The 25,784-nt window shown below is 35.6% G+C and carries 20 protein-coding genes; 11 read left to right on the forward strand and 9 right to left on the reverse strand.

Annotated elements, in window-relative coordinates:
• Positions 1-14 precede the first annotated feature (14 nt).
• Positions 15-887, reverse strand: coding sequence for a patatin-like phospholipase family protein (locus tag GNP81_RS03365; protein WP_155670191.1), 873 nt, complete (start codon positions 885-887; stop codon positions 15-17).
• Between the two features lie 406 nt (positions 888-1,293).
• Here GNP81_RS03365 and gfa point away from each other — a divergent pair, with 406 nt between their 5' ends.
• Complete coding sequence (gene gfa, locus GNP81_RS03370; protein WP_155674197.1) at positions 1,294-1,857, forward strand: S-(hydroxymethyl)glutathione synthase; 564 nt, start codon at positions 1,294-1,296, stop codon at positions 1,855-1,857.
• Positions 1,858-1,947: 90 nt separating this feature from the next.
• On the opposite strand, the gene GNP81_RS03375 is transcribed toward gfa, so the two are convergent.
• Both GNP81_RS03375 and msrB read right to left on the reverse strand, forming a co-directional pair.
• Positions 1,948-2,250 (reverse strand): VF_A0006 family four-cysteine protein, encoded by a 303-nt coding sequence (locus tag GNP81_RS03375; protein ID WP_017019972.1) that lies wholly within the window; start codon positions 2,248-2,250, stop codon positions 1,948-1,950.
• A gap of 139 nt (positions 2,251-2,389) precedes the next feature.
• Positions 2,390-3,526: a peptide-methionine (R)-S-oxide reductase MsrB gene (gene msrB, locus GNP81_RS03380; protein ID WP_155674198.1), complete on the reverse strand. Its 1,137-nt coding sequence runs from the start codon at positions 3,524-3,526 to the stop codon at positions 2,390-2,392.
• Positions 3,527-3,751: 225 nt separating this feature from the next.
• On the opposite strand from msrB, the gene GNP81_RS03385 reads away from it, so the two are divergent.
• Together GNP81_RS03385 and GNP81_RS03390 are read left to right on the forward strand one after the other, a co-directional pair.
• Positions 3,752-4,858, forward strand: a complete 1,107-nt coding sequence (locus GNP81_RS03385) for a M20/M25/M40 family metallo-hydrolase (RefSeq protein WP_155670185.1) — start codon at positions 3,752-3,754, stop codon at positions 4,856-4,858.
• 177 nt (positions 4,859-5,035) lie between these two features.
• A complete protein-coding gene (locus GNP81_RS03390; protein WP_155674199.1) occupies positions 5,036-5,206 on the forward strand; it encodes a hypothetical protein in 171 nt (56 codons plus the stop codon).
• 5 nt (positions 5,207-5,211) lie between these two features.
• Here GNP81_RS03390 and GNP81_RS03395 read toward each other — a convergent pair whose 3' ends face one another.
• The 3 genes from GNP81_RS03395 to GNP81_RS03405 form a co-directional block, all read right to left on the reverse strand.
• Positions 5,212-6,753: a DUF4832 domain-containing protein gene (locus GNP81_RS03395; protein ID WP_155674200.1), complete on the reverse strand. Its 1,542-nt coding sequence runs from the start codon at positions 6,751-6,753 to the stop codon at positions 5,212-5,214.
• A 308-nt stretch (positions 6,754-7,061) separates the two neighbouring features.
• Positions 7,062-7,409, reverse strand: a complete 348-nt coding sequence (locus GNP81_RS03400) for a RidA family protein (RefSeq protein ID WP_155674201.1) — start codon at positions 7,407-7,409, stop codon at positions 7,062-7,064.
• 349 nt (positions 7,410-7,758) lie between these two features.
• On the reverse strand, positions 7,759-9,744 hold the full coding sequence (locus GNP81_RS03405) for a replication initiator protein RctB domain-containing protein (RefSeq protein WP_155670177.1): 1,986 nt from the start codon (positions 9,742-9,744) through the stop codon (positions 7,759-7,761).
• Positions 9,745-10,838: 1,094 nt separating this feature from the next.
• On the opposite strand from GNP81_RS03405, the gene GNP81_RS03410 reads away from it, so the two are divergent.
• Complete coding sequence (locus GNP81_RS03410; protein ID WP_005423906.1) at positions 10,839-12,062, forward strand: ParA family protein; 1,224 nt, start codon at positions 10,839-10,841, stop codon at positions 12,060-12,062.
• A 3-nt stretch (positions 12,063-12,065) separates the two neighbouring features.
• Positions 12,066-13,040: a ParB/RepB/Spo0J family partition protein gene (locus GNP81_RS03415; protein WP_005423904.1), complete on the forward strand. Its 975-nt coding sequence runs from the start codon at positions 12,066-12,068 to the stop codon at positions 13,038-13,040.
• Between the two features lie 73 nt (positions 13,041-13,113).
• Here GNP81_RS03415 and GNP81_RS03420 read toward each other — a convergent pair whose 3' ends face one another.
• On the reverse strand, positions 13,114-13,686 hold the full coding sequence (locus tag GNP81_RS03420; protein WP_155674202.1) for a nucleoside triphosphate pyrophosphohydrolase family protein: 573 nt from the start codon (positions 13,684-13,686) through the stop codon (positions 13,114-13,116).
• 151 nt (positions 13,687-13,837) lie between these two features.
• Here GNP81_RS03420 and GNP81_RS03425 point away from each other — a divergent pair, with 151 nt between their 5' ends.
• The 5 genes from GNP81_RS03425 to GNP81_RS03445 all read left to right on the forward strand — a co-directional run bounded on the left by GNP81_RS03425 (position 13,838) and on the right by GNP81_RS03445 (position 22,293).
• Positions 13,838-15,952, forward strand: coding sequence for a tRNA(Met) cytidine acetyltransferase TmcA domain-containing protein (locus GNP81_RS03425; RefSeq protein ID WP_236798252.1), 2,115 nt, complete (start codon positions 13,838-13,840; stop codon positions 15,950-15,952).
• Between the two features lie 212 nt (positions 15,953-16,164).
• Positions 16,165-17,556 carry an HlyD family type I secretion periplasmic adaptor subunit gene (locus tag GNP81_RS03430; RefSeq protein ID WP_155670174.1) on the forward strand — a complete coding sequence of 464 codons (1,392 nt, stop codon included), beginning with the start codon at positions 16,165-16,167 and terminating at the stop codon, positions 17,554-17,556.
• A gap of 23 nt (positions 17,557-17,579) precedes the next feature.
• Positions 17,580-18,245, forward strand: a complete 666-nt coding sequence (locus tag GNP81_RS03435) for a transglutaminase-like cysteine peptidase (protein ID WP_155670172.1) — start codon at positions 17,580-17,582, stop codon at positions 18,243-18,245.
• Between the two features lie 6 nt (positions 18,246-18,251).
• On the forward strand, positions 18,252-20,177 hold the full coding sequence (locus tag GNP81_RS03440) for a bifunctional diguanylate cyclase/phosphodiesterase (protein ID WP_155674203.1): 1,926 nt from the start codon (positions 18,252-18,254) through the stop codon (positions 20,175-20,177).
• A 1-nt stretch (position 20,178) separates the two neighbouring features.
• Entirely contained in the window at positions 20,179-22,293 is a 2,115-nt protein-coding gene (locus tag GNP81_RS03445; protein ID WP_196587391.1) for a type I secretion system permease/ATPase, read from the forward strand.
• A 70-nt stretch (positions 22,294-22,363) separates the two neighbouring features.
• Here GNP81_RS03445 and GNP81_RS03450 read toward each other — a convergent pair whose 3' ends face one another.
• Together GNP81_RS03450 and GNP81_RS03455 are read right to left on the reverse strand one after the other, a co-directional pair.
• Positions 22,364-22,972 (reverse strand): OmpA family protein, encoded by a 609-nt coding sequence (locus GNP81_RS03450; RefSeq protein ID WP_155670166.1) that lies wholly within the window; start codon positions 22,970-22,972, stop codon positions 22,364-22,366.
• Positions 22,973-22,974: 2 nt separating this feature from the next.
• Positions 22,975-24,291: a TolC family outer membrane protein gene (locus tag GNP81_RS03455; protein WP_155670165.1), complete on the reverse strand. Its 1,317-nt coding sequence runs from the start codon at positions 24,289-24,291 to the stop codon at positions 22,975-22,977.
• Between the two features lie 539 nt (positions 24,292-24,830).
• On the opposite strand from GNP81_RS03455, the gene GNP81_RS03460 reads away from it, so the two are divergent.
• Positions 24,831-25,784, forward strand: a 954-nt coding sequence (locus tag GNP81_RS03460) for a cadherin repeat domain-containing protein (RefSeq protein WP_236800747.1), incomplete at its 3' end; no start/stop codon positions are given.

Raw genomic sequence — 25,784 nt, forward strand, 5'->3', positions numbered from 1 at the left:
TTATAAAAATAGGCTTAAATACAAAAATGACAATTTTCGGTATCTAGCCCAAATGTACCGTCACGACTTGATAAATGATTTAATCCAGCAGAAACACCCATTTTATAACCCTCCACTAATATAGGAGACTTCATAGAAAGGCGCTTAACAGAAAAATCTTCAGGTGGAGCAATAACACGAACCGTTGTTCCCTCAGGAGGATTACGAATGAAATCTAATGATAAATTGTAGTTATCAGCACGAACAAGCATCGCTTTTGCTATTTGTGGGTAACGTGACAATAATTTCGTAATTAACCAAGATGACTTAGGTGCCTTCATTTCATAGCTTAATGGATGAGATAAAATGACCGTAATATCTCTTGCACCACGACGATAAGCCTCTCTTACTGGGATTGAATCAGCTACACCACCATCGGTATAACATCCCCCAGAAAAACAAGGCGTTGATTTATAAGCAATAGGTAAGGCTGTCGTCGCTTCAATAACTTCATTAAGGTTATGCTCTTTTACTTGGTAGTAATCAGCATTGCCATTATCTATATTCGTTACAGCAGCATACATAGGAATCGATGAAAATAATTGATCTAAATCTAATGGATGTCTTGTATTTGATTCATCAATCAACCATTTAACATCGACTAGATCCCCGCCTTTTGCAAATCTAGGGATATTAAAAAAGCGTTTCTGGGTAGCCAATTTAGTAATGACATGAAAACTGCGTTGTGGTGCATTAGAAAGATATCCTAATAAATTAGATGCTCCAGCAGAAACACCAATTGCAAAATCATAAGGCATAAATTCATTTTTCATGAAAATATCCAATACGCCACTAGCAAAAATGCCGCGCATTGCACCACCTTCAACAACTAATGCACTTTTTGTCATCTCTAAATCCCCAAATAAACTACGGGGATAGAGTAAACCTATAAATACATTAAAGATAATAGCTTGTACTTATAGTTGTGATTTACAAAACCTATTAAATTAACCAGAATACTTAGAAAAGATAAACAAGACAAAATTAACTTTAATAATCATATAGATACAACAAAACAAACAAAGATAAACAACCTTCAAACAAGTAATAAACACATCCATAAAAACACAAATTATTACATATTAGTAATAATGAATTACAATTTACCTAATTGTTTACCACCGAAGAAAGGAGAAAAATGCCTCCCATCGTTTGAGCGCTCATATAACGAAAACAACTAACTAAATTTTGATAAAGGTTCAAAGCTTGAACAATGCATTACGAAAAATACTGAACGTATTTACAGGAAAAAAAATGACAATTACAAAACTACACCCAGCAATCGACAATGGCTTTACAGCGACAGATGAACACTTCCAAGGCGGTACATTACACTGTCAATGTAAAGAGGATAAAGTAGCGGTTAAGCTAACGGCTCAAACTGCTCACAACCATGCTTGTGGCTGTTCTAAATGTTGGAAACCAGAAGGCGCTATCTTCTCTCAAGTTGCCGTTATTCCACGTGACAATGTTGACGTTATCGCAAATGCTGAAAAATTAGTTGTTATTGATGAAACAGCAACAATTAAACGTCATGCATGTAAAGAGTGTGGTACTCACATGTACGGTCGCATTGATAACGAAGGTCACCCGTTCTTCGGTTTAGACTTTGTTCACACAGAACTATCAACCGATAAAGGTTGGTCTGCACCACAATTTGCTGCATTTGTATCATCAATCATTGAAACAGGTACTGATCCTAAAAATATGGATGCGATCCGTGCTCGTTTTGTTGAACTAGGCCTTCCTACTTACGATTGCCTATCTCCAGCATTAATGGATGCTATTGCAACTCATATTGCAGCACAAAATAAATAAAATTATACCTATCTTGTATAAATAAAAACCCCGACTTAACCACTGATGAGCCGGGGTTTTCTTACGATTGATTTAAGTAACGTCAATTTATTAATTAAAAAAGCTACGGTATTTCTGATCACATGCCTGCTTAACTTTCAATGATGCTATTTTATTTTTAGAGCTTTGAAGGTTATCAAGTAAGCATTGATTATAATTGGCATCTTTTTCTTCTAGCATAAAGTTATCAATATAAAGTTTCTTACACGCATTGGTTAGCATCAGTGAAACACTAGGCTCTTCAGTCCCTGTGACATATTGAAAAATACAATCCTGGTATGCCTCTTTATCTTCTTTAGCTTGAACACTATTTGCAATAAATAGCCAAAGTAACATTATCTTGAACTTATTCATGGTAATAAACTGACTCATTAAGTAAAACGACACTTATATTTAAATTTAACTACACATAGAAGACTAACTGAAAAGGGCTACAAATAAAAATTTATAACCCCCCTTGATATAAAGCCATTTAAATACAGCTACAAACTATTTAATTAAACAAATACAAATATTCACCATAACCTTCTTTCTCTAAATCCGCTTTTGCAACAAAACGCATCGCTGCAGAATTCATGCAATAACGTAAGCCTGTAGGCTTCGGGCCATCGTTGAAAACATGCCCTAAATGTGAATCTGCAAATTTGCTTCGGATTTCAGTTCGTTTAGTAAATAGCTGAAAATCATCCTCTTCAACAATGTACGCTTTATTAATCGGTTTAGTAAAACTTGGCCAACCAGTCCCTGATTTATACTTATCAGTTGATGAAAATAAAGGCTCACCACTTACAATATCAACATAAATGCCTTCCGCTTTATTATCCCAATACGCATTATCAAACGGACGTTCTGTTCCTTCTTCTTGCGTTACATAATATTGCAGTTCTGTCAGAGACTTCTTGATCTGGCTTTTAGAAGGCTTACTGTAAGGTTTCACATTAGCAGCCATTTCATATTCAGTAATGTACTGACGTAATGTTTTCGGGTTTTCCTCTCTATCTTCACCAAATACAGAATCTAAATACTTATCACGACCAGAACCATGACGATAATATTTATAACGAATAGGGTTACGTTTGTAATAATCTTGATGGTACGCTTCTGCTGGCCAGAACGTCTTAAACTCAATCAACTCAGTAGCTAACGGCTTTGGAAAAATCCCTGCTGCATCAATATCTTTCATAAAATTCTGAGCGATCACTTTCTGATCTTTATTATGATAAAAAATAGCAGGACGATACTGAGGACCGCGATCAACAAACGATCCTTTGTTATCTGTTGGGTCTATATGCCTGAAAAGATGATCAAGGATCTGTTCATAAGAAACCACTTTGGGATCAAACGTCACTTGAATCACTTCTATGTGACCAGATGTTCCTGATGACACTTGTTTATAGGTTGGATTTTCAAGAGTTCCCCCAGAATAACCAGAAACCACATCCACCACCCCATCTAATTTTTCTAAATCAGATTCGGTGCACCAGAAGCATCCCCCAGCTAAAGTAGCAATTTGAACCTCACCTTTCACAGGAGTTCCCATCTCTTTTGCTGTTACAAAATAACTGCTAAAGAGCGCAAATAATGAAACAAACAGCAAAGACACCATTTTATTTTTTAAATGATATTTCATAGCAACCTCGTTACCTTTCTTATTAATATATAGATAAGAGTGATATGAATCGAGAAAGTTGCAAAATGTTATAAAACATTGATTATTTGTTATGCCTTTTGATTATTAAGATATAGCGCATAAATATGGTAAAGCTGTCGGCGCTTTTATTGATTCAGTTCATCTTTCTGGGCGCTTTCTTTGGTTAGAGTGATTTTAAGTTTCCTTTAAGAAAGAAGAAAAATCATGACTCAAGTGAATCAAGAACGTTTAGTAAATCACTTTCTAGATATTATCCAGATTGATAGTGAATCAAAAAATGAAAAAGCCATTGCAGAAGCGTTAGCAGAACAATTAGGCGAGCTTGGCTTTACCGTATCAAAATTACCAGTACCAGAACACGTATCAAATGGTTTCAATATCTATGCTCGATTAGACGGTACATTAGAGGGCAGCATTGTATTTAGCTCTCACATGGATACAGTAACGCCAGGTAACGGCATTGAACCAATTATTGAAGATGGAGTTATCCGCTCTAAAGGTAACACTATTCTTGGTGGCGATGACAAATCAGGTATCGCTGCGGTAATGGAAGCGGTTCGAGTTATTAAAGAAAACAACCAAGAACACAAAACACTAGAGCTAGCTTTTACCGTTTATGAAGAAGGCGGTTTACACGGTTCTAAAAACTTCGATATGAGCTACATTCAATCTAACCACGCAATCGTGCTAGATTCAGGCGGCCCTATCGGTACCATCATTACCTCAGCACCAGGTCAACAAAACCTTAAAGTAACCATTACAGGTCGTCCAGCACATGCAGGTTTAGCACCAGAAGAAGGCATCAATGCCCTAACAGTTGCTGCTGATGCAATTACTAACATGACCCTATCTCGCATTGATGAAGAGACAACAGCAAACATCGGTGTTGTTCGTGGTGGTCAGGCAACAAACATTGTAATGCCAGAGTTATACATTGAAGGTGAAGCTCGTTCTCTAGACGATGAAAAATTAGCAAAGCAAGTTGAACATATGGAATCAACATTTAAAGCAGCTGCAGACAAGCACGGTGCTGAAATTGAAATCATCTCAACTCGAGCATATAACGCTTACAAAATTGCAGATGAAAACCCACATGTAGCAAGCATTAAAGAAGCATTTGAAAGCATCAACATCGAGCCATTTACTAAACCAACTGGTGGTGGTTCTGATGCAAACGTATTTAATGAAAAAGGCTTAACAACGGTTAACCTTTCTACTGGTATGTCAAAAGTACATACAACAGAAGAATTCATTAAAGTATCAGATATGGTTGATATTACTCGTTTCGTTGCAGCATATCTAACTCGTTAATCTTAACGTTTGTCGTAAATATAATAAAACAGCCACTCGATGATAGTGGCTGTTTTTTTGGATAAAAATTCAACTTTGTGTTGTTTTTTTAATCCAGTTATCAGAATTAAAGCCACAATTAATATATGGTTAATTTAAGCAGTCGTTATCATTGATTTTTCAATAAGGTGGGGCAGCATGAACATATCAAATCATACTATTATCTACGTCATTGCGTTTATACTTATCTCTATTGTCGGTTTTCGGATCTACACGATTAAACATCAATTCATCCAAATCAATGAGCAAGCACCAACTCGCTCAGAGACCATACATCTTTACGATTTCTTATTGCTTAGACTACCTTAAAGATATTATTTAATCGTAACACCAGAGATCGTATACCAATTATTTTCTTGGGGCATGTCTATCGCAAGCTTAATTTTTGCATCCCCAAGATCATTAACTAAAGCGATTTGTAAATCATATAGACCTGTTGATGCAGGAGCCTTAATGTCATCTTGAAGATTAATCATAGGTGCGGCACCCGTTCTTGTTTCAGCAGGTAACCAATCAAGAACATTTCTTGAGGTCTCTTGTTTTGCTTCTACATTTCCAGAAGCATCAACAAAGCGATAAGCAAGTCGATATGGATAGTAAGAAGGTGCTACACCACTGTTTTTCCATTCAGAAGTAATAGACATCAAACTTGATGCTAAAACCTCTTTAGAATGCGTTAGAGATATTAATTCAAAACGATAGCCGAGTTTTTTAAGTACCTCTTGAACCGCAGGTTGAAATTCATCAGGAATCGGCTTTGATTTTGCGTTAATCAATGATGCGTGGTGATCAAGTGCGTAATTAAACACTTCGGTGACATCATTAATTGTGTATGAGTGATGCGTTTTCCATACCGTCATATCATCACAAGTTTCAAACTGAACTGGGGCTTGTTTCCAGATGCTTTTAATATTCGGCGAACCATGTTGTTCAGCGTTTACTAATGCCTCAGGGTAACCTTCATCCATATGACTCCAACTATTAGAAAAATAACCGTATTTATCACCCAAACAATCAGCACGCCACCCTGCAGGGCTTGTACTGCTTGTTGCTTGGGCCAAAAAGGTTTCATTTTCATTTGAAGAACCAATTAACATTACTCTGGGTACTTGGGTAAAAGCAGATTCGAACATATTAGCGTATTCAGAAAAACGAGAAAAATTAGAAAATAGTCCTTCCTCACCATTAGCGTATAACCCTAATGTACCATCACCAGGATAAGCATCTTCTAAATTCCACTCTCCCCAAGAGCCAACCATACCGATATCAATGCTGGTAATTAAATCAGGATCATCAAATTCTTCTCCTAACTTAGTTATCAGCTTATTGACTGCACTTAAAAACTCAGAGCTAGTATAATCAGGAACAAACACGCCACTTGGAGCATCTGTTCCTGAAATTGTGTCCATTAACCATTTTGGTAATTTACTTTCTGCTGCTCCATAGCCCGTATTTTCCATTGCTACAATGCGTAGAGCTAATTTTTTATTGGCTTTTTTCGCTTTAGTTACCACTTCTTCTATTTCAGAGAAATCGAATGAATCAGAATCCGTAGGCTGCAAAACAGACCAATCCCATCGATAATAAACCGTACTGGTTTCAGGATATGAAGGGACAGGCTTCCATTGGTTATCTTTAATTGAAATAGAGTGAAAATCAGTAAACCCCATATCCGGATTCACTAAAACTTGGCAGCTGATTTTAGGAAATGTTGTTTTCATACTTCCATTTTCACTCACCCTACTCCCCATACTTGTATCACAATAATTTGAAGTATCAGATGAGCCATTAGAATCTGAACCACAAGCAGTTAAAAACAAAGAGAAAAAGAGCGGTGAATATTTGAAAACAGACATGAAAAAACCAAACTAATTAAGACGCGGGCAGTGTACGGAATAAAAAAGGAATTCTGTTAGAGGAATGTCAGGGAGATTAAATTTCTTATATATGAAATACATAGTTATAAAACATGAGAAAATAATGAATAAGAACAGAAGCATGATCATGATAAATCGATGCGGATCTTATACTTTTCCCTGAAACATGATCAAGGTATAACGAGATAGAGATCAAAGAAAGCGGAAAAATTACGGAAAGATGATCAAGTATGTTTGATTAAAAAAGCAGTGATCACCAATAAAAATCGGTAATCACTTAATTTATATTACTTTTCAGCTGCAATAATGGAGATCTCAACCAATAAGGCATCACGAGCCATACTTGCCTCAACACATGCACGTGCTGGAGCGTAACCTTCAGGAACCCATGCATCCCATACCGCATTCATTTCAGCAAAATCTTTCATATCTTTAATATAGATCGTGGCTGACAACATATGTTCACGAGAACTTCCAGCTTGCTCTAACAGAAGATCCACCTTATCTAACATAGTTTGTGTCTGTTCTGTGATGCCTTTTGTTGCATCAGCACATACTTGACCACATAAATAAATCGTTCCATTGTGTTTTACGATGCGACTCATGCGTTGTTTCGTATCTTGACGTTCAATCATGGGAAATAATCTCAATAATAGAAAATAAATAGGCGTATAGAGTAATAAAAATTGTTCATAATTACGAGTATCAAACGCTCTAACACCTTATTTTTCAATGGAAGAATGATCATGGAGTCATAGGATACGGTCAATGTAAAAATGATTTATTGCAGATAAAAAAACGGCGAGCTCTGAGGCTCGCCAATACAATTATTTAAACAATAAAAGTAAGATGTGTAACAATATGAGCCAATCTTTCGATTGGTAAAGGACAAAGGTTGTCTATTCGTTAGTAATAATAGCCTCCACCCTTTTCTTTATGTCATCACATTGTCAATAAACAGCCATAGCTATGTCAATATATTGACTACCCTGCCATTTCATCTAATGCATGAAGAACATCTTGATCATAGTTCTGAGAATAAACTAATTTACAGATCTTTCTACGCACAGCTAAACCAGAGATCAAGTTTTCAATAGATAGATGCTTGCCATGATCTTGGCTATTGTAAAATTCAATCGTTTTACTCAATGTTTCGTAAGGTAAGATCTCACCTGCAACTTTCAAATAATCGAGTTTTTCTAACAGCTCTTTACACTCATCAGAAATAGATGATGAACTATGCCCTGTCATAGCTGATAAAGCAGTAATACTACGCTCTAACGCTTGCTCTGACGTGTATTTGGTTAATGTAATAGTTAACTCATCAGCATTAATTTCAGCTGAATGTTTACGTAATTTAACTCTACGACCTAAACGGCCACTTTTGCTTGGATCATTACGTTTAATAGGTTCAAATTCACCATCAATGATCGTGGAAAGCTGATCAAGGTCTTGTTTTGGCATGATCTCGTTACGTAAAGGGTTTGGCATTGTTGGTGCCATATTACGCTTTCCTGCATTTGTCGTTCTTGCACGAGAGTATCGAATAACTTCTTCAGGATCACATCGAATATCAATTTGATAATCAGGTAACTTTTCAGAGCTATCTAGCATCGAAATAGTTAGGTGATAGCCCCATAAATTAACAATAAACAGTTCTTCAGTAACTTTATCTTTCGCTAATTTCTTTAGTTCTCTAATAAGATCTAATGAAAAACGTCTCCAATCGACGTTACGAGCGAGTTTTTGGTTAATTTCACTTAGGAGTAGGTTATCAGTCATTCGACGTGCTAAACGGCTTCTGAAGAAGCTATAGAGCTGAAATACTAATGTATGTTGCTTTAAAATTTCAGGTGGAAACAAAAAGAAGTAATCTTTGGTTAATAATTCATCATAAAATGATGGTTCCCAAACTAAAATATACAAATTAGGTTTGATCTTGATCTCGCCATCTTTGCCTTCTTTTGGTGCCTCATCAGATGCGGTGATCGTTCTAGCTAAAAAGCGAAAACGATCACTCTTAAAGCCTTTTGGCATATTTTCACTTAACCAACGACCTGTTAATTCATGTAATTGAAAGTCGGTAAATTCAATACGATCAATACTTTCTCGGATAGAATCTCGTGCAGGACCTGAGTCTTTTTTACCACGAAGTGTAAGAATATCAGTAATATAAATGGGGGTTTTGTTCCCCATTGTTTTTGTTTGAATATGATAATCGTCTTGATGATGATCATGGTACTGAACAGTTAAAGTGAACAAAGCAAAAAGCGTCATAAGATCATCAACTGTCATAATATTTTTTGAAGATCTTGTTTCAATAATTGCTTTTGTTCCCGAAATAGCAACCATCGCTTTCTGATAATTTTTTCTTGTTCGTGGTGGAGCTAAAGCTTGATCTATGATCCCTGCCCAATTAGTGGGAGATACTACGAATTGATCCGCTTCATCACGCATACTAGGAGGCACACTTAAACCGTGTTCTGTTAAAAATTGTCGGTTTACTTGTGTTTGTGCTAGTGCTTTTGAACGCTTTTGCTTTTCTTGTTCGTGGCTTTGTTCTGATTTAAGGCTAGTTATTCCAAGCGCAGAAATTAGCTGAGAAGGATTAATAAATTTATGAAGCATGGTTTTTCCAGCTAGGCCGTGTTCAAAACGAACTGGAAATTGTTCAAATAATCCAATGTTTACAGCCGTTCGAAGTCGTTGCTGTATTGCTGCACGAGTCAAATGACCATCAGTAGTTTCAATAATCTCAGTTGTAGAAACTAATCCATCCGGAGATGAAAATCCTTTTAAAGAAATAAGATTCATTAATTCTAAAATACTTTTGGTGACACCTTTAAAGTGCTGATACTGTGAAATCCAATCAACCAAATTTGTTGGGATTTCAAATAAGTGTCCACCTTTGTGATCTCTTGGAAGAGGAATATAGATCTTTTCTTTATCTGTAGGTTTTATATGATTCATTTTCAACTGACATTAATTGTATTTTAATCATTCTTTCGTATAGGTTAATGGAAATGGATCTTTAAAGAAAGAAAAAAATTATTATTCTTTTAAACTGATCTTTATGATTAATTCTGATCTATATGATTATATTGATCTATGATCTGGTGAACTTTTCGCTTTTAACTTATTGAATATAAAGAACTAAAAAAAAATCCTCATGAAAGCATGATCAAGAATATCTAGAAAGCATGATCATTAGGGTTCTGGATCAATGATCATTAAATCTCAAAAGCATGATCATCGTCTAATTGAATCGATGATCATGAGATTCTTTGAAGAATGATCATGGTCTAAACACAAGTTATCCACAGAATTTCTTTTTTATACCTTGTGATGAGGCGCATTTTGTTGATTGGTTGCATTTTAAAGAACCATCTAGCTTGAAAATACGTTTTTAATTCATTTATAGCTATAAAATTAAGATGATCTTATGTCTCATACGTTTTAATCGTATTTCAGAAGAATGATCAAGTATCATTTATCTTAGATCAACCTTACTGAATTATTTGATATTTTCATTGATCTTCTCTGAAGCCTTGTCAGATATACATCTTCTGTAATTTGAAGTGAAATATTCATGCTTCCGGAGGCGGTTATTTCTTGATCATGCTTCTTAGCTACTAACTTACATTTTATCGATTTACACCTGTTTATCATTGGAATATTAGCCTTGATCATGCTTCTATTTTATTCCGATAGGATGGTGAATAGACTCAAATATATCTCTTATATTAGATTTAAATTTTTCAAAATTTTTTCATAAAATTAATTGAAAATACATTAACCGTAATTTAGTCAATATCTTTCACGCTTCCGTGAAAATTTACACTGTAAATTAATTATTGTGACACTGTAACACTTTGAATGTAAGATTATTTCCTCGTAATTATCTTGATTCTTTTTAGCATTTTCTAGCTGTAAATGTCAGCTTTGATATTTAAAATTTCTTTTTTAATGAATATCACATAATTAAATTCATGTTCAGCTATTTGTTGAATTATTACTTTTATGCTGTACAATTGTTTTCATAGTTAATACTGATGGCGAATATAATGAATAGAGAACAAACCATTGCCAATTTAGCTGCATTGGCAGAACAAACTCAGCAAGTTCAATCTGATCGTATTGAGTTAGTACTTGAAGAAAGAAACAATGAACACTTCCCTCCAATGTCGAAAGCAATGATGGAAACTCGTTCTGGTTTAACAAGACGTAAGTTAGATGAAGCGATTACTCGTTTAGAATCTGAAGGTCATCAATTCACAAAAAATAATGCAAATCATTATTCAATTTCTTTAACTGAAGCTCATATGTTAATGGATGCGGCAGGCGTTCCAACATTCCATGAGCAGAAGAAAAATGCTAATAATAAGCCTTGGGTAGTTAATGTTCAGAACCAAAAAGGTGGTACTGGCAAATCAATGACAGCTGTACATTTGGCTGCATGCTTAGCGTTAAATCTTGAAAAAAGATACCGTATCTGTCTAATCGATTTAGATCCACAAGGTTCACTTCGTTTGTTTTTAAACCCTCAAATCAGTGTATCAGAGCAAGATACTATCTACTCTGCCGTTGATATTATGCTAGATAACGTACCTGAAGGTGAGGTTATTGATGGCGAATTCATGGCTAAAAATGTGCTTTTAAACACGCAATATCCAAATTTAAAAACGATTTCAGCTTTCCCTGAAGATGCGATGTTTAATGCTGAAGCATGGCAAGATCTATCAACAAACGGCTCTCTAGATATCGTTAAATTATTGAAAGAAAAAGTGATTGATCCAATTGCTGACCAATTTGATGTCATTATGATTGATACTGGTCCACACGTTGATCCATTAGTTTGGAATGCAATGTATGCATCGAATTCATTATTAATTCCATGTGCAGCAAAACGTTTAGACTGGGCTTCAACGGTTAACTTTTTTCAACATTTACCAACAGTTTATGAAATGTTCCCTGAAGACTGGCACGGTTTAGAGTTTGTTCGTTTAATGCCAACTATGTTTGAAGATGACAATAAAAAACAAGTTTCTGTGTTAACGGAAATGAATTATTTATTGGCTGATCAAGTTATGATGGCGACTATCCCAAGAAGCCGAGCATTTGAAATTTGTGCAGATACATATAGTACCGTATTTGACTTAACCGCTGCTGATTTTGAAGGCGGTAAGAAGACACTTGCTGTCGCTCAAGATGCTGTTAAGAAAAGCGCACTAGAGTTTGAACGCGTATTACACAGTCACTGGAATTCATTAAATAAAGGGGAGTACTAATTCATGGCGATTAAAACTTCTGACTTAAACGCAAAACTGTTTGGTAAAACTAATAAGCGTCGTGCAACAACGCCTGTTGAAGCACAAAAAGCAGCTAAATCACAAGCTCAAGTTATTGAATTAGCGGTTGCTGGTGAAGATTTAGTGACGTTTGAGTTACGCAAAATTCCAGCTAAAGATGTGAGTTCATCAACGGTAGTATTTGCTGAAAATGCTCGTGAGCAGTCTTTTTTAACTGAGCATGCACTATCAGATATCTTATCTACATTACGTGATCGTGGTCAGCAATATCCAGCTGTTGGTCGTGTAGTTGAAGGCGGCAAGATTGAAGTTCTTGATGGTAGCCGTCGTCGTATGTCATGTATTTTGGCTGAGCAAGATTTCTTAATCTATGTTGCCGAAGGTATTAATACAAAACATGCCAAATTCTTATCAGATGTTGCCAATGCTCATAAACCACTTTCATTATATGAACGTGGCAAAGAAATGCAGGCAATGCTTTCTCGTGGTGATGTTGCCGATCAAAAAGAATTAGCAAAAGTATGCCAATGCAGTGAAGCTTTAGTCAGTGGAGCTCTAAAAGCGGCGACTTTACCATTGGAACTGTTACAAGCTTATCCAAGCGTAAGTGAAATTGGTCGTCCTACTGTTGTTAAGCTTCATAAGCTCTACAACGCTCTCTCAGAAGAAGAGCAGAAAACCTTATTAAAGCAATGTGCTGGTGAACAAGGAGCTGCCTGGACGCGTTCTACGGCTCTTGGTGTTAGTCGAATGACTAAAGAAGTAACAGAGCTGATTGAAGTATGGATTGAAGATTTATTACCGAAAAAAGAACCAGCAAAGTCTTTAACTACTGAATTAGTAAAAGGACGTGCTTCTTATAAACGTAAAGGCTCTGGCTTAACGTTAAGTTTGAAAAAAGTTGATGATGCTTTGATGGAAGATATTCTTGAATACATCAGTCAAAAAGTATCGTAATTAGTATTTATTAAATAATAAAAAAGAGCCTGATTTAATGTCCAATCAGGCTCTTTTTTTATATAGAAACGAGCTAAACCAATGGTGCTAAATCTGCTGGTCGGTAATTTACTGATTTAAGAACTTTACCCTGTTTAATTACTTTATTTTCTAGTTCTACATTTTTTGCACATTTCGCGATAATAAAACCGCCTTTTTCTGTCGACATCAGTTCAATGCCTTGCTCTGCATAGAATGCCTTTGTTGCTTGGTACTCATCTTCTGTTTTACATACTTTACTCATGTTGCTTGAATGAACTTCATCCCAGCATGAAATAAATTCAATATTCAGATTGTTAGCAACGTTTAGGAGTAAATCTACTAGGTACGAAATACTTAGATTATCTTCTAAATTCTTTGTTCCAAGGTGAACTGCTCTTCCCATTAATACATAAACCGTATCAACAATAGCATCCGCTTGTTCAATTTTACTATCCGCTTCAGCAAGTTCAGTTAACTCCTCAATAGCTAGAGATGTATGTAGTAGATCATTTTTTTCATCTAGTGATTCAGGTGAATCAACTGCTAAGTCAAAGGTACTTCTGAATTGTTCGATATCTTGATAAAGCTTTTGGTAAACCGATGGCGTTAATTGACTTAAATGCATGGTAATTTCCTAAATGATGAAGCCATAAATGAGTTTGTTATTATACCTTTTCAAATAAACTCTCGTCATACTTTCTTTTCTTAATTAAAAGAAACTTTGTATCTCATGCTACAATTCAATGGTTTTTATTTCTCGTATAATGGATCTTCCCATGCCTCAAGTTTTATCTTTTTTGAAAACAGTTTCTGCCTATGCAGCGAGCGGTTTTATTCGATATCCAATTCTTTTAGAAGGTTCTACCGGTTGGAGTGAGGAAATCATTAAAGAGTATATTACTCATTCTGGATATCTAGATTCTGATATTGAGATTTACGGTAACCTTTCTATTGGAGAATTGCCTAGCTTAGAAATGAAAGCAGCATTGAAAAAGTTAGGACAAGAAACACATTGTTTGGTGATTGATATTTCTCATGAGTTTAATGCAAATGCAATAAATGCAGTTTGTGGAACACTTGTTGGTGGGGGATTGGTTTTTTTTGTTCGCACTGAAGACTCATCTCTGCATGGTAATATTGAACTTTGGTTGACGCATTTTAAAAAGCAGATGCTCGTTATTTCAGAAAATGCTTCTGTACCGCCACTACTACCGCAAGTCCCACCGGAAAAAAAGTTAGTTTTTGCTCTTACTCAAGCTGATAAGCTAGATGAACGATATCGTTCTATAGATCAAAAGAATGCAGTGTTAAGTATACAAAAAGTGCTTACTGGTCATGCTAAGAGGCCATTAATTATCACCGCTGATCGTGGACGGGGGAAATCTTCAGCAATAGGTATCGCTATCGCTGAACTTGTTCGTGATAAAAAATTGATTATTGGTATTACGGCACCACTACGAGTGAATATCAACGAAGTTTTCGGTCATGCTGCAAGTGTAGCAAAAAAATTAGGAATGCCATTTAAACAAGAAAAAAACGTCTTAACTATAAATGGTTCAACGGTTACGTATTTTGCACCTGATGAATTAATACGAGATTCTTATTCATTAGATTTACTGTGTGTCGATGAAGCGGCAGCTATTCCTGCACCGATGTTATTGGCATTAACTGAGCGCTATTCTCGTCTGGTTTTTTCTACGACAATTAATGGTTACGAAGGTACTGGAAGAGGGTTTGAAATTAAGTTTAAAAAACAACTTGCTCTGCTACGCCCAAACTTTCATTCTGTGGAAATGTTACAACCCATTCGTTGGTCTGAATTCGATCCATTAGAAAATTGGTTGTCTTCTGTTTTTTTATTAAATCATAAAGCGTCAAGTAATAAACTACAGGAGATTAATCGGGAGGATGTCGAGTTTGTTCGTTTGAACGTAAGTGATTTATTAGCTAAACCGGATTTAGCACAATCCATTTTTTCTTTATTAGTGTCTGCTCACTATCAAACATCACCTAATGATTGGCTGTCTCTATTATCCGATCCAAGTCTCTTTTGTTGGGCCGGTATAGATAAATCGTCTAGAAGTGTACTTACATGCGCATTAGTTTCTTTGGAAGGTCAGTTAGATAACCAGCTTATAACTGACATTCAACTTGGAAAGAGAAGACCTAAAGGACATTTAGTTCCTGTCTCGTTAACACAAACATTATGCATTAACGAACCCGCTCAACAATCTTGTATTCGTATTATGAGAATTGCGGTTGAACAACATCATCAACGTATGCATCTTGGTTCAGAATTAATTAAGTCTATTAAATCGTTCTATTGTGATTTGGGTATTGATTACTTAAGTACAAGCTTTGGTTCTACTCCTGGGTTGAATGAATTTTGGTTGAGCTTAGATTTTAGCTTTATTCGATTAGGTATATCTAAAGACAAGGCGAGCGGAAGTCACTCATTACTTGCTGTACTACCTTTATCTAAAAATGCGGTCGATTGGTTATCTCTTGGTAAAGATTATTTTTCTATGGCTTTACCTGAACAATTGCTAAGTGTTTTTAATGAACTTGATGTTTCTGAAGTATTAAGTTTATTAAAAGGGATTGATACGAGACAGCCGTTAGCAGATGTAATGATTAAAAGAATTGAAATGTATTCTAACGGTGGGTTAGGTGTTGAGATGATTCAGTATGAACTCAGACATTTTGTATTGTCGTCTATATCATTTCTGTTAACTCTAAATGTAACGCACCAAGTCTTAGTCGTGTCTAAAATTATTCAATTACAAGATTGGAAAACAGCTATTTCTCTTTCAAAAGTTTCAGGAAGAAAAGAGGCTGAAATTGAAATGCGCTCAGCAATAAGAGCCTTATTGATGCAATTTACACTGTAAATCTTAGTCAAATATTATAGTCATCAATTTACAGTGTAAATTAAGAAGCTTCTATTTATCTAATTTACACTGTAAATCCCACCTAAAGAGTTATCCTAAATTTGATTCAGCCTTCTAATATTCAATGATTTGTTGTAGTTCCTAACGTATAAATACTATATTCTTAATGTAATAGGATTGTTATCTGAATAACAACAATTAGGGATATATAAATGAGTAAGAAAGGATTCAACAAGCTTGATAAACATGAGCTGGATTTTGTTGATGACAAAACGGCGGCTCTACTTTTAAACACACCAACTAATGCAAAAATTCTTTTATGGGTAATTGTCGTTTTCTTTTGCATTGCTATTGGTTGGGCTTCTTGGGCTGAAATAGATAAAGTTACTGTAGGTCAAGGAAAAGTAATTCCCTCTTCGCAATTGCAAGTTGTACAAAACTTGGAAGGCGGTTTAGTCAAAGAGATGTTGGTTAAAGAAGGTGATCAAGTTGAAAAAGGACAGCAACTTCTTTTAATTGATGATACTCGCTTTCGCTCCGATTTTAGAGAGCGTAAAAAACAACTGATCAATTTAACTGCAAGCGCTCAACAATTGGCTGCTTCGATGGATAGTATTCTTATACAGGATATAAATAATCGTAAGCGCTGGAAAGAATCTGTTATCGTTTATACTGATAAACTAAAATTCGATGAAGCGTTTGCGAAAGAAAATCCTATTGTTACTCGTCGTCAGCTTGCAGAATATAAAGCTGATATGAATAACCTTAAAAATAGAATTTTTGTTTTTGATCAACAGGTAAGTCAAAAGCAACAAGATCTTGTAGAAATAAAAGCGCGAGTTCGAAATTTAAAGGCAAGCTATAACCTTGCAAGAAAAGAATTAGATATCACAAAACCTCTAGCTGATGAAGGTGTTGTTCCTCGTATCGAGCTATTAAAATTACAACGACAAGTTAACGATACAAAGCGAGAGCTTACATCCACTGAATTAAAAATTCCTGTCTTAACCTCTACAATTCAAGAAACTGTTTTAAACAGAATCGACGCAGCTCTCAAGTTTCGTTCTGAACAGCAAGAAAAATTAAATACCACTCAAGATAAATTATCAGCCTTAACCGAATCACAAGTCGGATTGAAAGATAGAGTAAATCGTACAGTCGTGTTATCGCCAGTTACTGGAACCATAAAAAAAATATACATAAATACGGTTGGCGGTGTTATTCAACCTGGTATGGACTTAATTGAAATTGTACCCACAGAGGATACGTTATTAATTGAAGCTAAGATTGCACCACAAGATATCGCCTTTCTACGCCCAGGGCTTTCTGCCATTGTTAAATTTAGTGCTTATGATTTTACTCGTTATGGTGGCTTGAAAGGTACGTTAGAGCATATCAGTGCCGATACTATTCAAGATGAAGAAGGGAACAGTTTTTATCTAGTAAGAGTTAGGACTTCACAAGAAGATTTAGAAGAAAAAACGCAATTTAATATTATTCCTGGTATGACAACCACGGTTGATATTATTACAGGAAAACGTTCTATTTTAGATTACTTAGTGAAACCTATTGTTCAGGCAAAAGGCTCAGCACTAAGAGAATAAAAGTAAAAGGAGCACATCTCACAATGAGAAGTCGATGGTTAGGAATACCATTCGCCATATTCTCTATCGCTTCTATTGCTTTCACACAACAAGAAAATATTTGGATCAAAGCAGTACAAGATGAATATGGTGAAAGAGCCGGAAAAAGAGTGTTAGCTTGGCGGGATATGTTAGCTGAAGCAGATTTGAAGAATGAGAGAGAGCAACTAAATAATGTGAACCAGTTTTTTAATCAACTTTATTTTGTTGATGATATAAAACTGTGGGGGAAAAAAGATTATTGGGCAACGCCTTTAGAGTTTCTTGGAGCAAACGCTGGTGATTGTGAAGACTTTACCATTGCTAAATATTTTTCTCTGATTGAGTTAGGTGTATCAGATAAAAAATTAAGACTCATTTACCTTAAGGCAATAGAGTTAAATCAGTTTCATATGGTACTGGCCTATTATCCAACCCCAGCATCTGTCCCTTTGATTTTAGATAATATAGATAAAGAAATAAAACCAGCAACAGAACGAACAGATCTTTTACCCATATACAGTTTTAACGGTCAACACCTATGGCTGATGAAAGGAAAAGGTAATGGCCAGCAAGCTGGAAAGTCGTCTCGTTTAAGTCTATGGAATGATTTACGAAAACGGAACGATGGCTTGAGATTAAATCACCCAATTTTGAATTATGATGAGTAGTGAGAAATGACATTATATAAACAACTAGTAGCATGGATGACAGCTGTCTTTTTAATATTGATGATTTCTGTTTTTGCCATTGAATTTCGAAATACACAAAACTTCTTAGAGAATCAACAACGCTCAGAAGTGAATAATACCATTAATACGGTTGGTTTAGCATTAGCGCCTTATTTGGAAAATGAAGATAAAGTCGCCGCTGAATCCGTTATTAATGCTTTATTTGATGGAAGTTATTACTCTGCGGTACGTCTAACATTGTTCACAACGAATGAGGAAGTTGTTCGTGTTTACCCTGTTAAAATAGATACCGTTCCAGAATGGTTTACTCAATTACACCTCTTTAGAACTATTTCTGAGAATCGTATTATAACAAGTGGTTGGTTGCAGTTAGCTGAAGTCGAGATTGTTACGCATCCTGGTTACGCTTATCAACAACTCTGGAATGCTTTGATACAGTTAGCGATAACTTTCTTTGTTGTTATTTGCCTTGGTACAGTAACTATTGCCTTTGTTGTTAAGCGAGCACTGTCTCCTCTACAACAAATTATTATTAAGATGAAAGAAGTTGCTAATAATAATTTTGAAAACAATTTACCAAAACCAAAGACAAAAGATCTTGAAGCTGTAATTGATGGGATTAATTCGATGTCAGCACAGATAGCGCAAAGTTTTCAATCACAAGCTAAAGAGGCTGAAAAATTGCGTGATAAAGTGTATTTAGATCCTATCTCTGGTCTAGGTAATAGAACCTTCTTTATGGGGCAGTTAACAAATTGGTTAGCAGAATCTTCTAAAGGTGGTGTTGCTTTATTTAAAGTAAACTTTATCAATAAAGTATATGAGCAAGATGGTTATGAGACTGGTGATGCTTTAGTTCGTGAATTGTCTGATTTATTAAAAGCAACCCTTCCTGCATCTAATGTAATTTTGACTCGTATTAACTCTTCTGAGTTTGGCTTTATTTTTCCTAATATTGAAGAAGATGAGTTAAAACTAGCCGCTGAAAATATTGTTGTTTATACCCAGGATATTAAAGGTGATCCAACAGCAACAGCGCCTATTGATGCTGAACTTGGCGTTGTATTTAATGAGACAAGGAAAACGACGACTGAAATATTGTCGCTTGCCGATAACGCATTAACGTTGGCTCATTCAAACCCTCAATTACCTTTTGGTTTTATTGCTGATGAAAGCGAGCATGAATTGATGGGTAAGCAACAATGGAAAGCGTTTGTTGATGAAGCAATTAATGAACACTTATTTCAATTTACGTTGCAGCTTGCCACAACTCCTACTGGAATCGTTTTCCATCAAGAAGTTTTTTCTGCGATAGAAAAAGATGATCAACGTTATTCGGCTAATCAGTATTTGTTTGCATTAGAACAACTGAATGAAACCACTTATTTTGATCAGTTTGTAATTAGAACCATGATAGAAAGAGTTTTATCAGGGGAAATAACGCAACCTGTTGCGATTAACTTATCAAATCGAAGTGTGGATAATCCAAGTTTCGTTCGTTGGCTAACAGCAACACTGAAGAAACATAAATCTATTGCGTCATTATTCCATTTTGAAATTCAAGAGAGTGCATTTATTGAAAGTGAAGATCATACGGCATTGTTGTGTAATGTGATCCGTTCTTCTGGTGCCGAATTTGGAGTTGATAATTTTGGACGTAATTTTGAATCTTTAGAGTACATTAAATTATTCCGCCCTAATTATGTAAAACTTGATTATCTATTTACCCATCAGTTAGATGATGAAAAACAGCGCTATATTTTAGCTTCTATATCAAGAACAGCACAAAATCTTGGTATTACAACAATCGCATCACGCGTTGAAAACAAAGAACAATTGGATTTACTAGCAGAACATAATGTTGATGTATTCCAAGGCTTCTTTATTAATGAAAAAGTGGAAGGCATTTAATATGAAGGATTCATTATTACATTCACTTTGTTATGTAAGTCGTTACTACGGGCAAATAAACTCACCAGAAGCATTGATTAATGGATTACCATTACAAGATGGTAAGTTAACGCCATTCTTGTTTTCTCGTGCCGCAGAAAGAGCTGGTTTAGTAGCAAAAGAAAACCAAGGTGAGTTACTTTCTATTCCTCAACTTATTTTACCTGTTGTTTTATTGCTAAAGGGTGGAGAGTCATGTGTTTTAATCGGTTTTGATGCTGAGCGAAAAGAAGCCGAAATTATTACATTAAGCTCGGATATGCTACCTATATCTATTTCTGTTGAAGACTTAGAGGCTCAATATATTGGTAGGTATATCTTATTAAAAAAACAATTCAGATATGATGATCGCTCACCTGAGATTTTAAAAAAACGTGAAGGTCATTGGTTTTGGAGTACTTTGTTTGAGTCGAAGCATATTTATCGAGATGTATTTATTGCTTCTATTTTGATTAATATATTTGCAATCGCTACACCTATGTTTACCCGTCTAGTGTACGATAAAGTTGTACCTAATTTAGCATTCGAGTCTTTATGGGTATTGGCTTCTGGTATTTTTGTAGTCTTTGTATTTGATTTTATTTTGAAATACTTAAGAGGTTATTTTATTGATGTTGCTGGTAAGAAATCAGATGTATTGATTTCTTCAAAGTTATTTCAAAAAGTGTTGGGAATTCGAATGGAAGCAAAACCGGCTTCTGTTGGGGCATTTGCTAGACATTTACAAGAGTTTGAGTCTATTCGTGATTTCTTTACTTCTGCAACGATAGCATCACTGATTGATTTGCCTTTTGCTCTATTATTCTTGTTTATTATTTATCTTATTGCGGGGCCTATTGTATTAGTACCTGTCGTAGGTATTACCTTGCTGTTGATTCATGCCGCGATAATTCAAGGACCATTAAAGAAAACAATTGAGGAAGGTTCTCGCTTATCGTCACAAAAGTATGCGAATTTAATTGAAAGTTTAGTGGGTTTGGAAACGTTAAAGATATTTAATGCACAAAGCCAGTACCAGTATCGCTGGGAAGAAGCGGTAACTCATATATCTAATTGGAGTATTAAAAGTCGAAGAATTACTGATTCGATTCAAAATATGGCTGGTTTTGTTCAACAGGCCGTAAATATAGGGATGATTATTGTTGGTGTTTATCTTATTTCTAATGGTGATCTAACCATGGGGGGATTAATCGCATCAACAATGTTAAGTGGTAAAGCTATCGGTCCTTTGGTTCAAATCTCCTTGCTATCAAGTCGTTATAATCAAGCTAAATCATCAATGACTATTATTGAAGAGTTAATGGCAATGCCTGACGAGCAGGAAGAGGATAAGCGATATATTCATCGTCCTATCTTACAAGGAAAAATTGAATTGGATAAAGTCAGCTTTAATTACCCTGAAGCTGAAGTGGCTGCGGTACGTGATATTAGCTTAACGATTAATCCAGGTGAGAAAGTCGCAATTATTGGGCGTATTGGGTCAGGAAAAACCACATTAGAACGCCTTATTATGGGCCTGTATAAGCCTACAGCTGGTTCTGTTCGTATTGATGATACCGACATATCACAATTACATCATGTTGATGTTAGACGTAATATAGGCTGTGTACCTCAAGATATAACACTATTTTACGGGTCTATTCGCGAGAACATTGTTCTTGGACGTGAGCTATCAGATGATGCAGAAGTGATGGATGCAGCTAATCGTGCGGGTGTTACTGCTTTTACACAGCAAGATCCAGCTGGATTAGAACGTCAAGTTGGTGAAGGTGGTTTGTTATTATCTGGAGGACAACGTCAGTCAGTTGCTATTGCACGAGCGTTAATTGGTCGACCGCCTGTATTGTTGTTAGATGAGCCAACAAGTTGTATGGATAATCGTACAGAGATGTTATTTAAGAATCAGCTTTCACACTTAAAGCCTGCTGAAACGTTAGTATTAATTACTCATAAAACATCAATGTTAGATGTAGTCGATCGAATTATTGTAATGGAAAAGGGCCATATCATTGCGGATGGACCAAAAGTTCAGGTGTTAAATGAATTAAAGACTGGCAAAGTAAGAGCGGTTAGCTAATTTAGCTATTGTAAAAAAAGCCCCTCAATGAATTTCACTGAGGGGCTTCTTTTTTTCTGATTAGATAATGCTATCTCTTTTTACGGGATGTAAAAATATTCCATTCATTGACAACATCCCCCTTAAATCCAACTACTGTCGCTACTACACGGCGGTTTAAGGCATGGCTAACGGCTGAGTCACCTTTAGCTGTTAGTAATGTGTCACCAAAACCTATGGTTTCAATACGTTGAGGATCAACACCATATTCTATTAAAGCGACACGTACAGCAGCCGCTCGTAATTCTGATAATCGAATATTATATTCAGCATTGCCTTGCTGGCTTGCAAATCCTTGTAGTTGAATCGATGTTTCTTGGTACTCTTCTAAAAATTCCGCCATGGTTCGTATTTCAGTTTTGAATATTGGGGATATTTCTGATGAGTCATTAGCAAACAAGATCTTCAGATCTTTTTTATCTGAATGTTCGACATATTCTGCACAGCCATCATTGTCAATTTGAGCGCCTCTCGGGGTTCCTGGACAAATGTCTCTTGCATTAATTACACCGTCATTGTCATCATCTCTTAAATCTGCGATTTGATCCGATGTAGGAGTTTCAATGTAATCTTTATCACCTGAAACACAGCCCGTTAAGAAAAGGCTAGCAATAATTAGAGGGTAAATTGATTGCTTCATAATTATTTCTCCTCTTCTTTTTTGTTTTCGTTATCCCACTCTTTTGGAGTATCAACTAACAATGATGGTAGTAATGTCCCTGTTGCGTGTAATACCCTGTATTTTGCAAATTGTTCAGCGTAATGAGCATCAAGGTATGACTTTCTTGCTTCAAAAAGTTCATTTTCAGTATTGAGTAAATCAAGAAGTGTACGTTTACCTATACGATATTGTTTTTCGTAAGCAATAACTGTATCTGTGGCTGCATCTACGTGATCTGCTAAAAATTCTTTTTGTTGTAATGTTAAATCTAGCGCACTCCAAGATAAGCGTAGGCCTTGTTCTACGTTTCTATAAGCACTATCTCGTAAATCTTTCGCCATATTTAATTGATATGCGCTTTTTTCAGATAGAGAGCTATCCGTGCCGCCATTGTATAGGTTATAACGCATGCGAACCATTGCAGAAAACTCGTCACTATTGCCTTCAATGCCTCCTGCGTCGTCACGCCATGTTTGAGAAGCTTCTAAAGAAAATGTTGGATAGTTATTACTTTTTGATTGAGCATATTGAAATTTAGCTGCTTGAATATCTGATTGAGCAGTTAAAATAACAGGATGATGTTTAAATGCTCTATCAATACCTTCTTGTAAACTTAAAGGTAAGGTATTCGCATCTGCTCTTGGATATATAAGAGCTTGAGGAGGAGACCCTACAATTTGTGTAAATACAGTATGAGTATCAAAAAGGTTATTTTGAGCGGCAAGTAAATTACCATGAGCTCTAGCGATACGAGCCTCAACTTGAGATACATCAGCTGTCGAGCCTATTCCTGAAGCCGCTCGTTTTTTTATATCTTTATAAATTTTCTTATGAATAGCTAGATTGCTTTCAGATAATGCGAGAATTTCAGTTGCTTTAACCGCATCTAAATAAACTTGTGACACATCAAGAGCTTTGTTTTCAGCTAAAGATAGTAGTTGTAATCTTGCAGATTCAGCTTCAGCTTCAGTTCGATCCATATCATTGATGGTATTTGAACCATCCCAAATTAATTGGGTTAGAGATAGCGTTGCATCTTTTCGTGTTAAGCTTGTGTCGTTTCCGCTTGCTGGGTTGATTTGTTCATATCCAATACCAGCATCAAGATCTATAGAAGGTAAATAATTACCATCAACACTATTACTATCCTCAACAAAGCTCATATAAGAGTTATAAGCTTTCTTTACCTCAGGATTCGTCGTTAAGGTTTGAGATATTGCTTGCTCTAAAGTTTGAGCTTGTGAAGATACGCTCAAAACAAGCAAACTGCTGCATGTTGCGAGTTTTATCCATTTCAAAGTGTTTCTCCTAATAATCCTATCTTTAAACCATAAATGAAGAAGATATTGACAATTTTATCAATGAGTTAATAACAACATAATGTCATTACTCTGTACTTGTTATGTGTACTATTTGTTAGAAATGCTACGTTATGTTGGCTTGAAAAGCAAAAAATAACTTGTTGAAATATAATTAGTAACATTTTTGCACAAATAAAATAAAATAAAGTTGAAGGTTTCGATAAAAACAGAATAAAAAATCAAATTTTATTAGGCTCATAACTGAAATTTTTAGCGTGTTTTTCCAAAAAAAGAGAAAAATAATTTACCTTTGTTAAATAATGTTACGTTTATTTTGGAATAAACATCACATTTGTGACCTGGAGCGTAAAATTAAGAAATCATGAAAAAAGACCGACAACATACGTTACTTATTTGGTTTTACTTAAGGTTGGTTTGTGGATGGTATGTTAAATTTGTGATAAATTTATTCTATAAATAGCTATTACTTTGGGTTGTGATAGTTAGTGTGAATAAATGGATTTAGGAATCTCTTCATGGCCTTAAATATATCAGCAAGCAAAGAACAACTTATTGTCATTGATAAAAATGGCAATTTAAAATTAATCAGTGCAGGCGATAAAGTATTACCCGGAGAAATTTTACTTAATAATGGTAATGAGAATATATCATTGGATCCTAATGATATACCTGAAGATAAGAGGAATATTGAAGATATTCTAAACGCCATTATTGATGGGGAGGATCCTTCCTTGATTACCGAAGCGCCTGCTGCAGGTGAAGACTCGGGGTCAAGTTTAACTACGTCTGTTGAGATTGAAAGAACAGGCAAAAGTATCATTGCCGAAACAGATTTTGATACCTCTTCTTTAGAGGCTATTGGTTTATCTAAAACCAAAAGTTTAACATTATTAGAACAATATAAAGCCTATAGAGAAAACACCAGTATTGATAATCAAGATTCCAACGGCACTAATAATGATGTTATTAGTAATGTTGTGGATGATGATGCAAGGGAAAACCTAGTTTCAGAAAATACAGTCATAGGAAATAAAGTAAATATTACGGGTCTTGCCGTGGATCCAGATGGCGATGATGTGACTTATGCATTATCACAAGCTGACATTGATGCTGGGTTATTTGCTATCGATGCTACTACAGGTGTGGTGACATTGATTGGTAATCTTGATCATGAAGTTGCAGATTCTCATTCCATTACCATCATTGCGACATCGACTGATGGCTCAACAAGCCAAGAAAGTTTTGATATTACAGTAACGGATGCAGATGGTTCGGCACCGGGCGGTGGCGATACCGATAACGATGTAGGTCCGGTTACAGATAGTAACGCTGCGGATAATACAATTTCAGAAAATGCAGGGGTGGGTACGGTCGTAAATATCACTGGCCTCGCGATAGATCCAGATGGGGATAACGTTAGTTATAAACTCTCTGATGCAGATATTGCGAAAGGTCTGTTTGCTATCGAT

This window comes from Aliivibrio fischeri, from assembly GCF_009727955.1.
In the GTDB taxonomy this organism is placed as follows: Bacteria; Pseudomonadota; Gammaproteobacteria; order Enterobacterales; family Vibrionaceae; genus Aliivibrio; species Aliivibrio fischeri_A.

Excerpts from the sequence above, each read along its gene's own strand:
- GNP81_RS03445 (WP_196587391.1), top strand. The coding sequence starts at position 20,179 with ATGAAGGATTCATTATTACATTCACTTTGTTATGTAAGTCGTTACTAC.
- GNP81_RS03435 (WP_155670172.1), top strand. The coding sequence starts at position 17,580 with ATGAGAAGTCGATGGTTAGGAATACCATTCGCCATATTCTCTATCGCT.
- GNP81_RS03400 (WP_155674201.1), bottom strand. The coding sequence starts at position 7,409 with ATGATTGAACGTCAAGATACGAAACAACGCATGAGTCGCATCGTAAAA.
- GNP81_RS03430 (WP_155670174.1), top strand. The coding sequence starts at position 16,165 with ATGAGTAAGAAAGGATTCAACAAGCTTGATAAACATGAGCTGGATTTT.
- GNP81_RS03450 (WP_155670166.1), bottom strand. The coding sequence starts at position 22,972 with ATGAAGCAATCAATTTACCCTCTAATTATTGCTAGCCTTTTCTTAACG.
- GNP81_RS03420 (WP_155674202.1), bottom strand. The coding sequence starts at position 13,686 with ATGCATTTAAGTCAATTAACGCCATCGGTTTACCAAAAGCTTTATCAA.
- msrB (WP_155674198.1), bottom strand. The coding sequence starts at position 3,526 with ATGAAATATCATTTAAAAAATAAAATGGTGTCTTTGCTGTTTGTTTCA.
- GNP81_RS03440 (WP_155674203.1), top strand. The coding sequence starts at position 18,252 with ATGACATTATATAAACAACTAGTAGCATGGATGACAGCTGTCTTTTTA.
- GNP81_RS03390 (WP_155674199.1), top strand. The coding sequence starts at position 5,036 with ATGAACATATCAAATCATACTATTATCTACGTCATTGCGTTTATACTT.
- gfa (WP_155674197.1), top strand. The coding sequence starts at position 1,294 with ATGACAATTACAAAACTACACCCAGCAATCGACAATGGCTTTACAGCG.
- GNP81_RS03425 (WP_236798252.1), top strand. The coding sequence starts at position 13,838 with ATGCCTCAAGTTTTATCTTTTTTGAAAACAGTTTCTGCCTATGCAGCG.
- GNP81_RS03395 (WP_155674200.1), bottom strand. The coding sequence starts at position 6,753 with ATGTCTGTTTTCAAATATTCACCGCTCTTTTTCTCTTTGTTTTTAACT.
- GNP81_RS03365 (WP_155670191.1), bottom strand. The coding sequence starts at position 887 with ATGACAAAAAGTGCATTAGTTGTTGAAGGTGGTGCAATGCGCGGCATT.
- GNP81_RS03405 (WP_155670177.1), bottom strand. The coding sequence starts at position 9,744 with ATGAATCATATAAAACCTACAGATAAAGAAAAGATCTATATTCCTCTT.
- GNP81_RS03375 (WP_017019972.1), bottom strand. The coding sequence starts at position 2,250 with ATGAATAAGTTCAAGATAATGTTACTTTGGCTATTTATTGCAAATAGT.
- GNP81_RS03385 (WP_155670185.1), top strand. The coding sequence starts at position 3,752 with ATGACTCAAGTGAATCAAGAACGTTTAGTAAATCACTTTCTAGATATT.
- GNP81_RS03415 (WP_005423904.1), top strand. The coding sequence starts at position 12,066 with ATGGCGATTAAAACTTCTGACTTAAACGCAAAACTGTTTGGTAAAACT.
- GNP81_RS03410 (WP_005423906.1), top strand. The coding sequence starts at position 10,839 with ATGAATAGAGAACAAACCATTGCCAATTTAGCTGCATTGGCAGAACAA.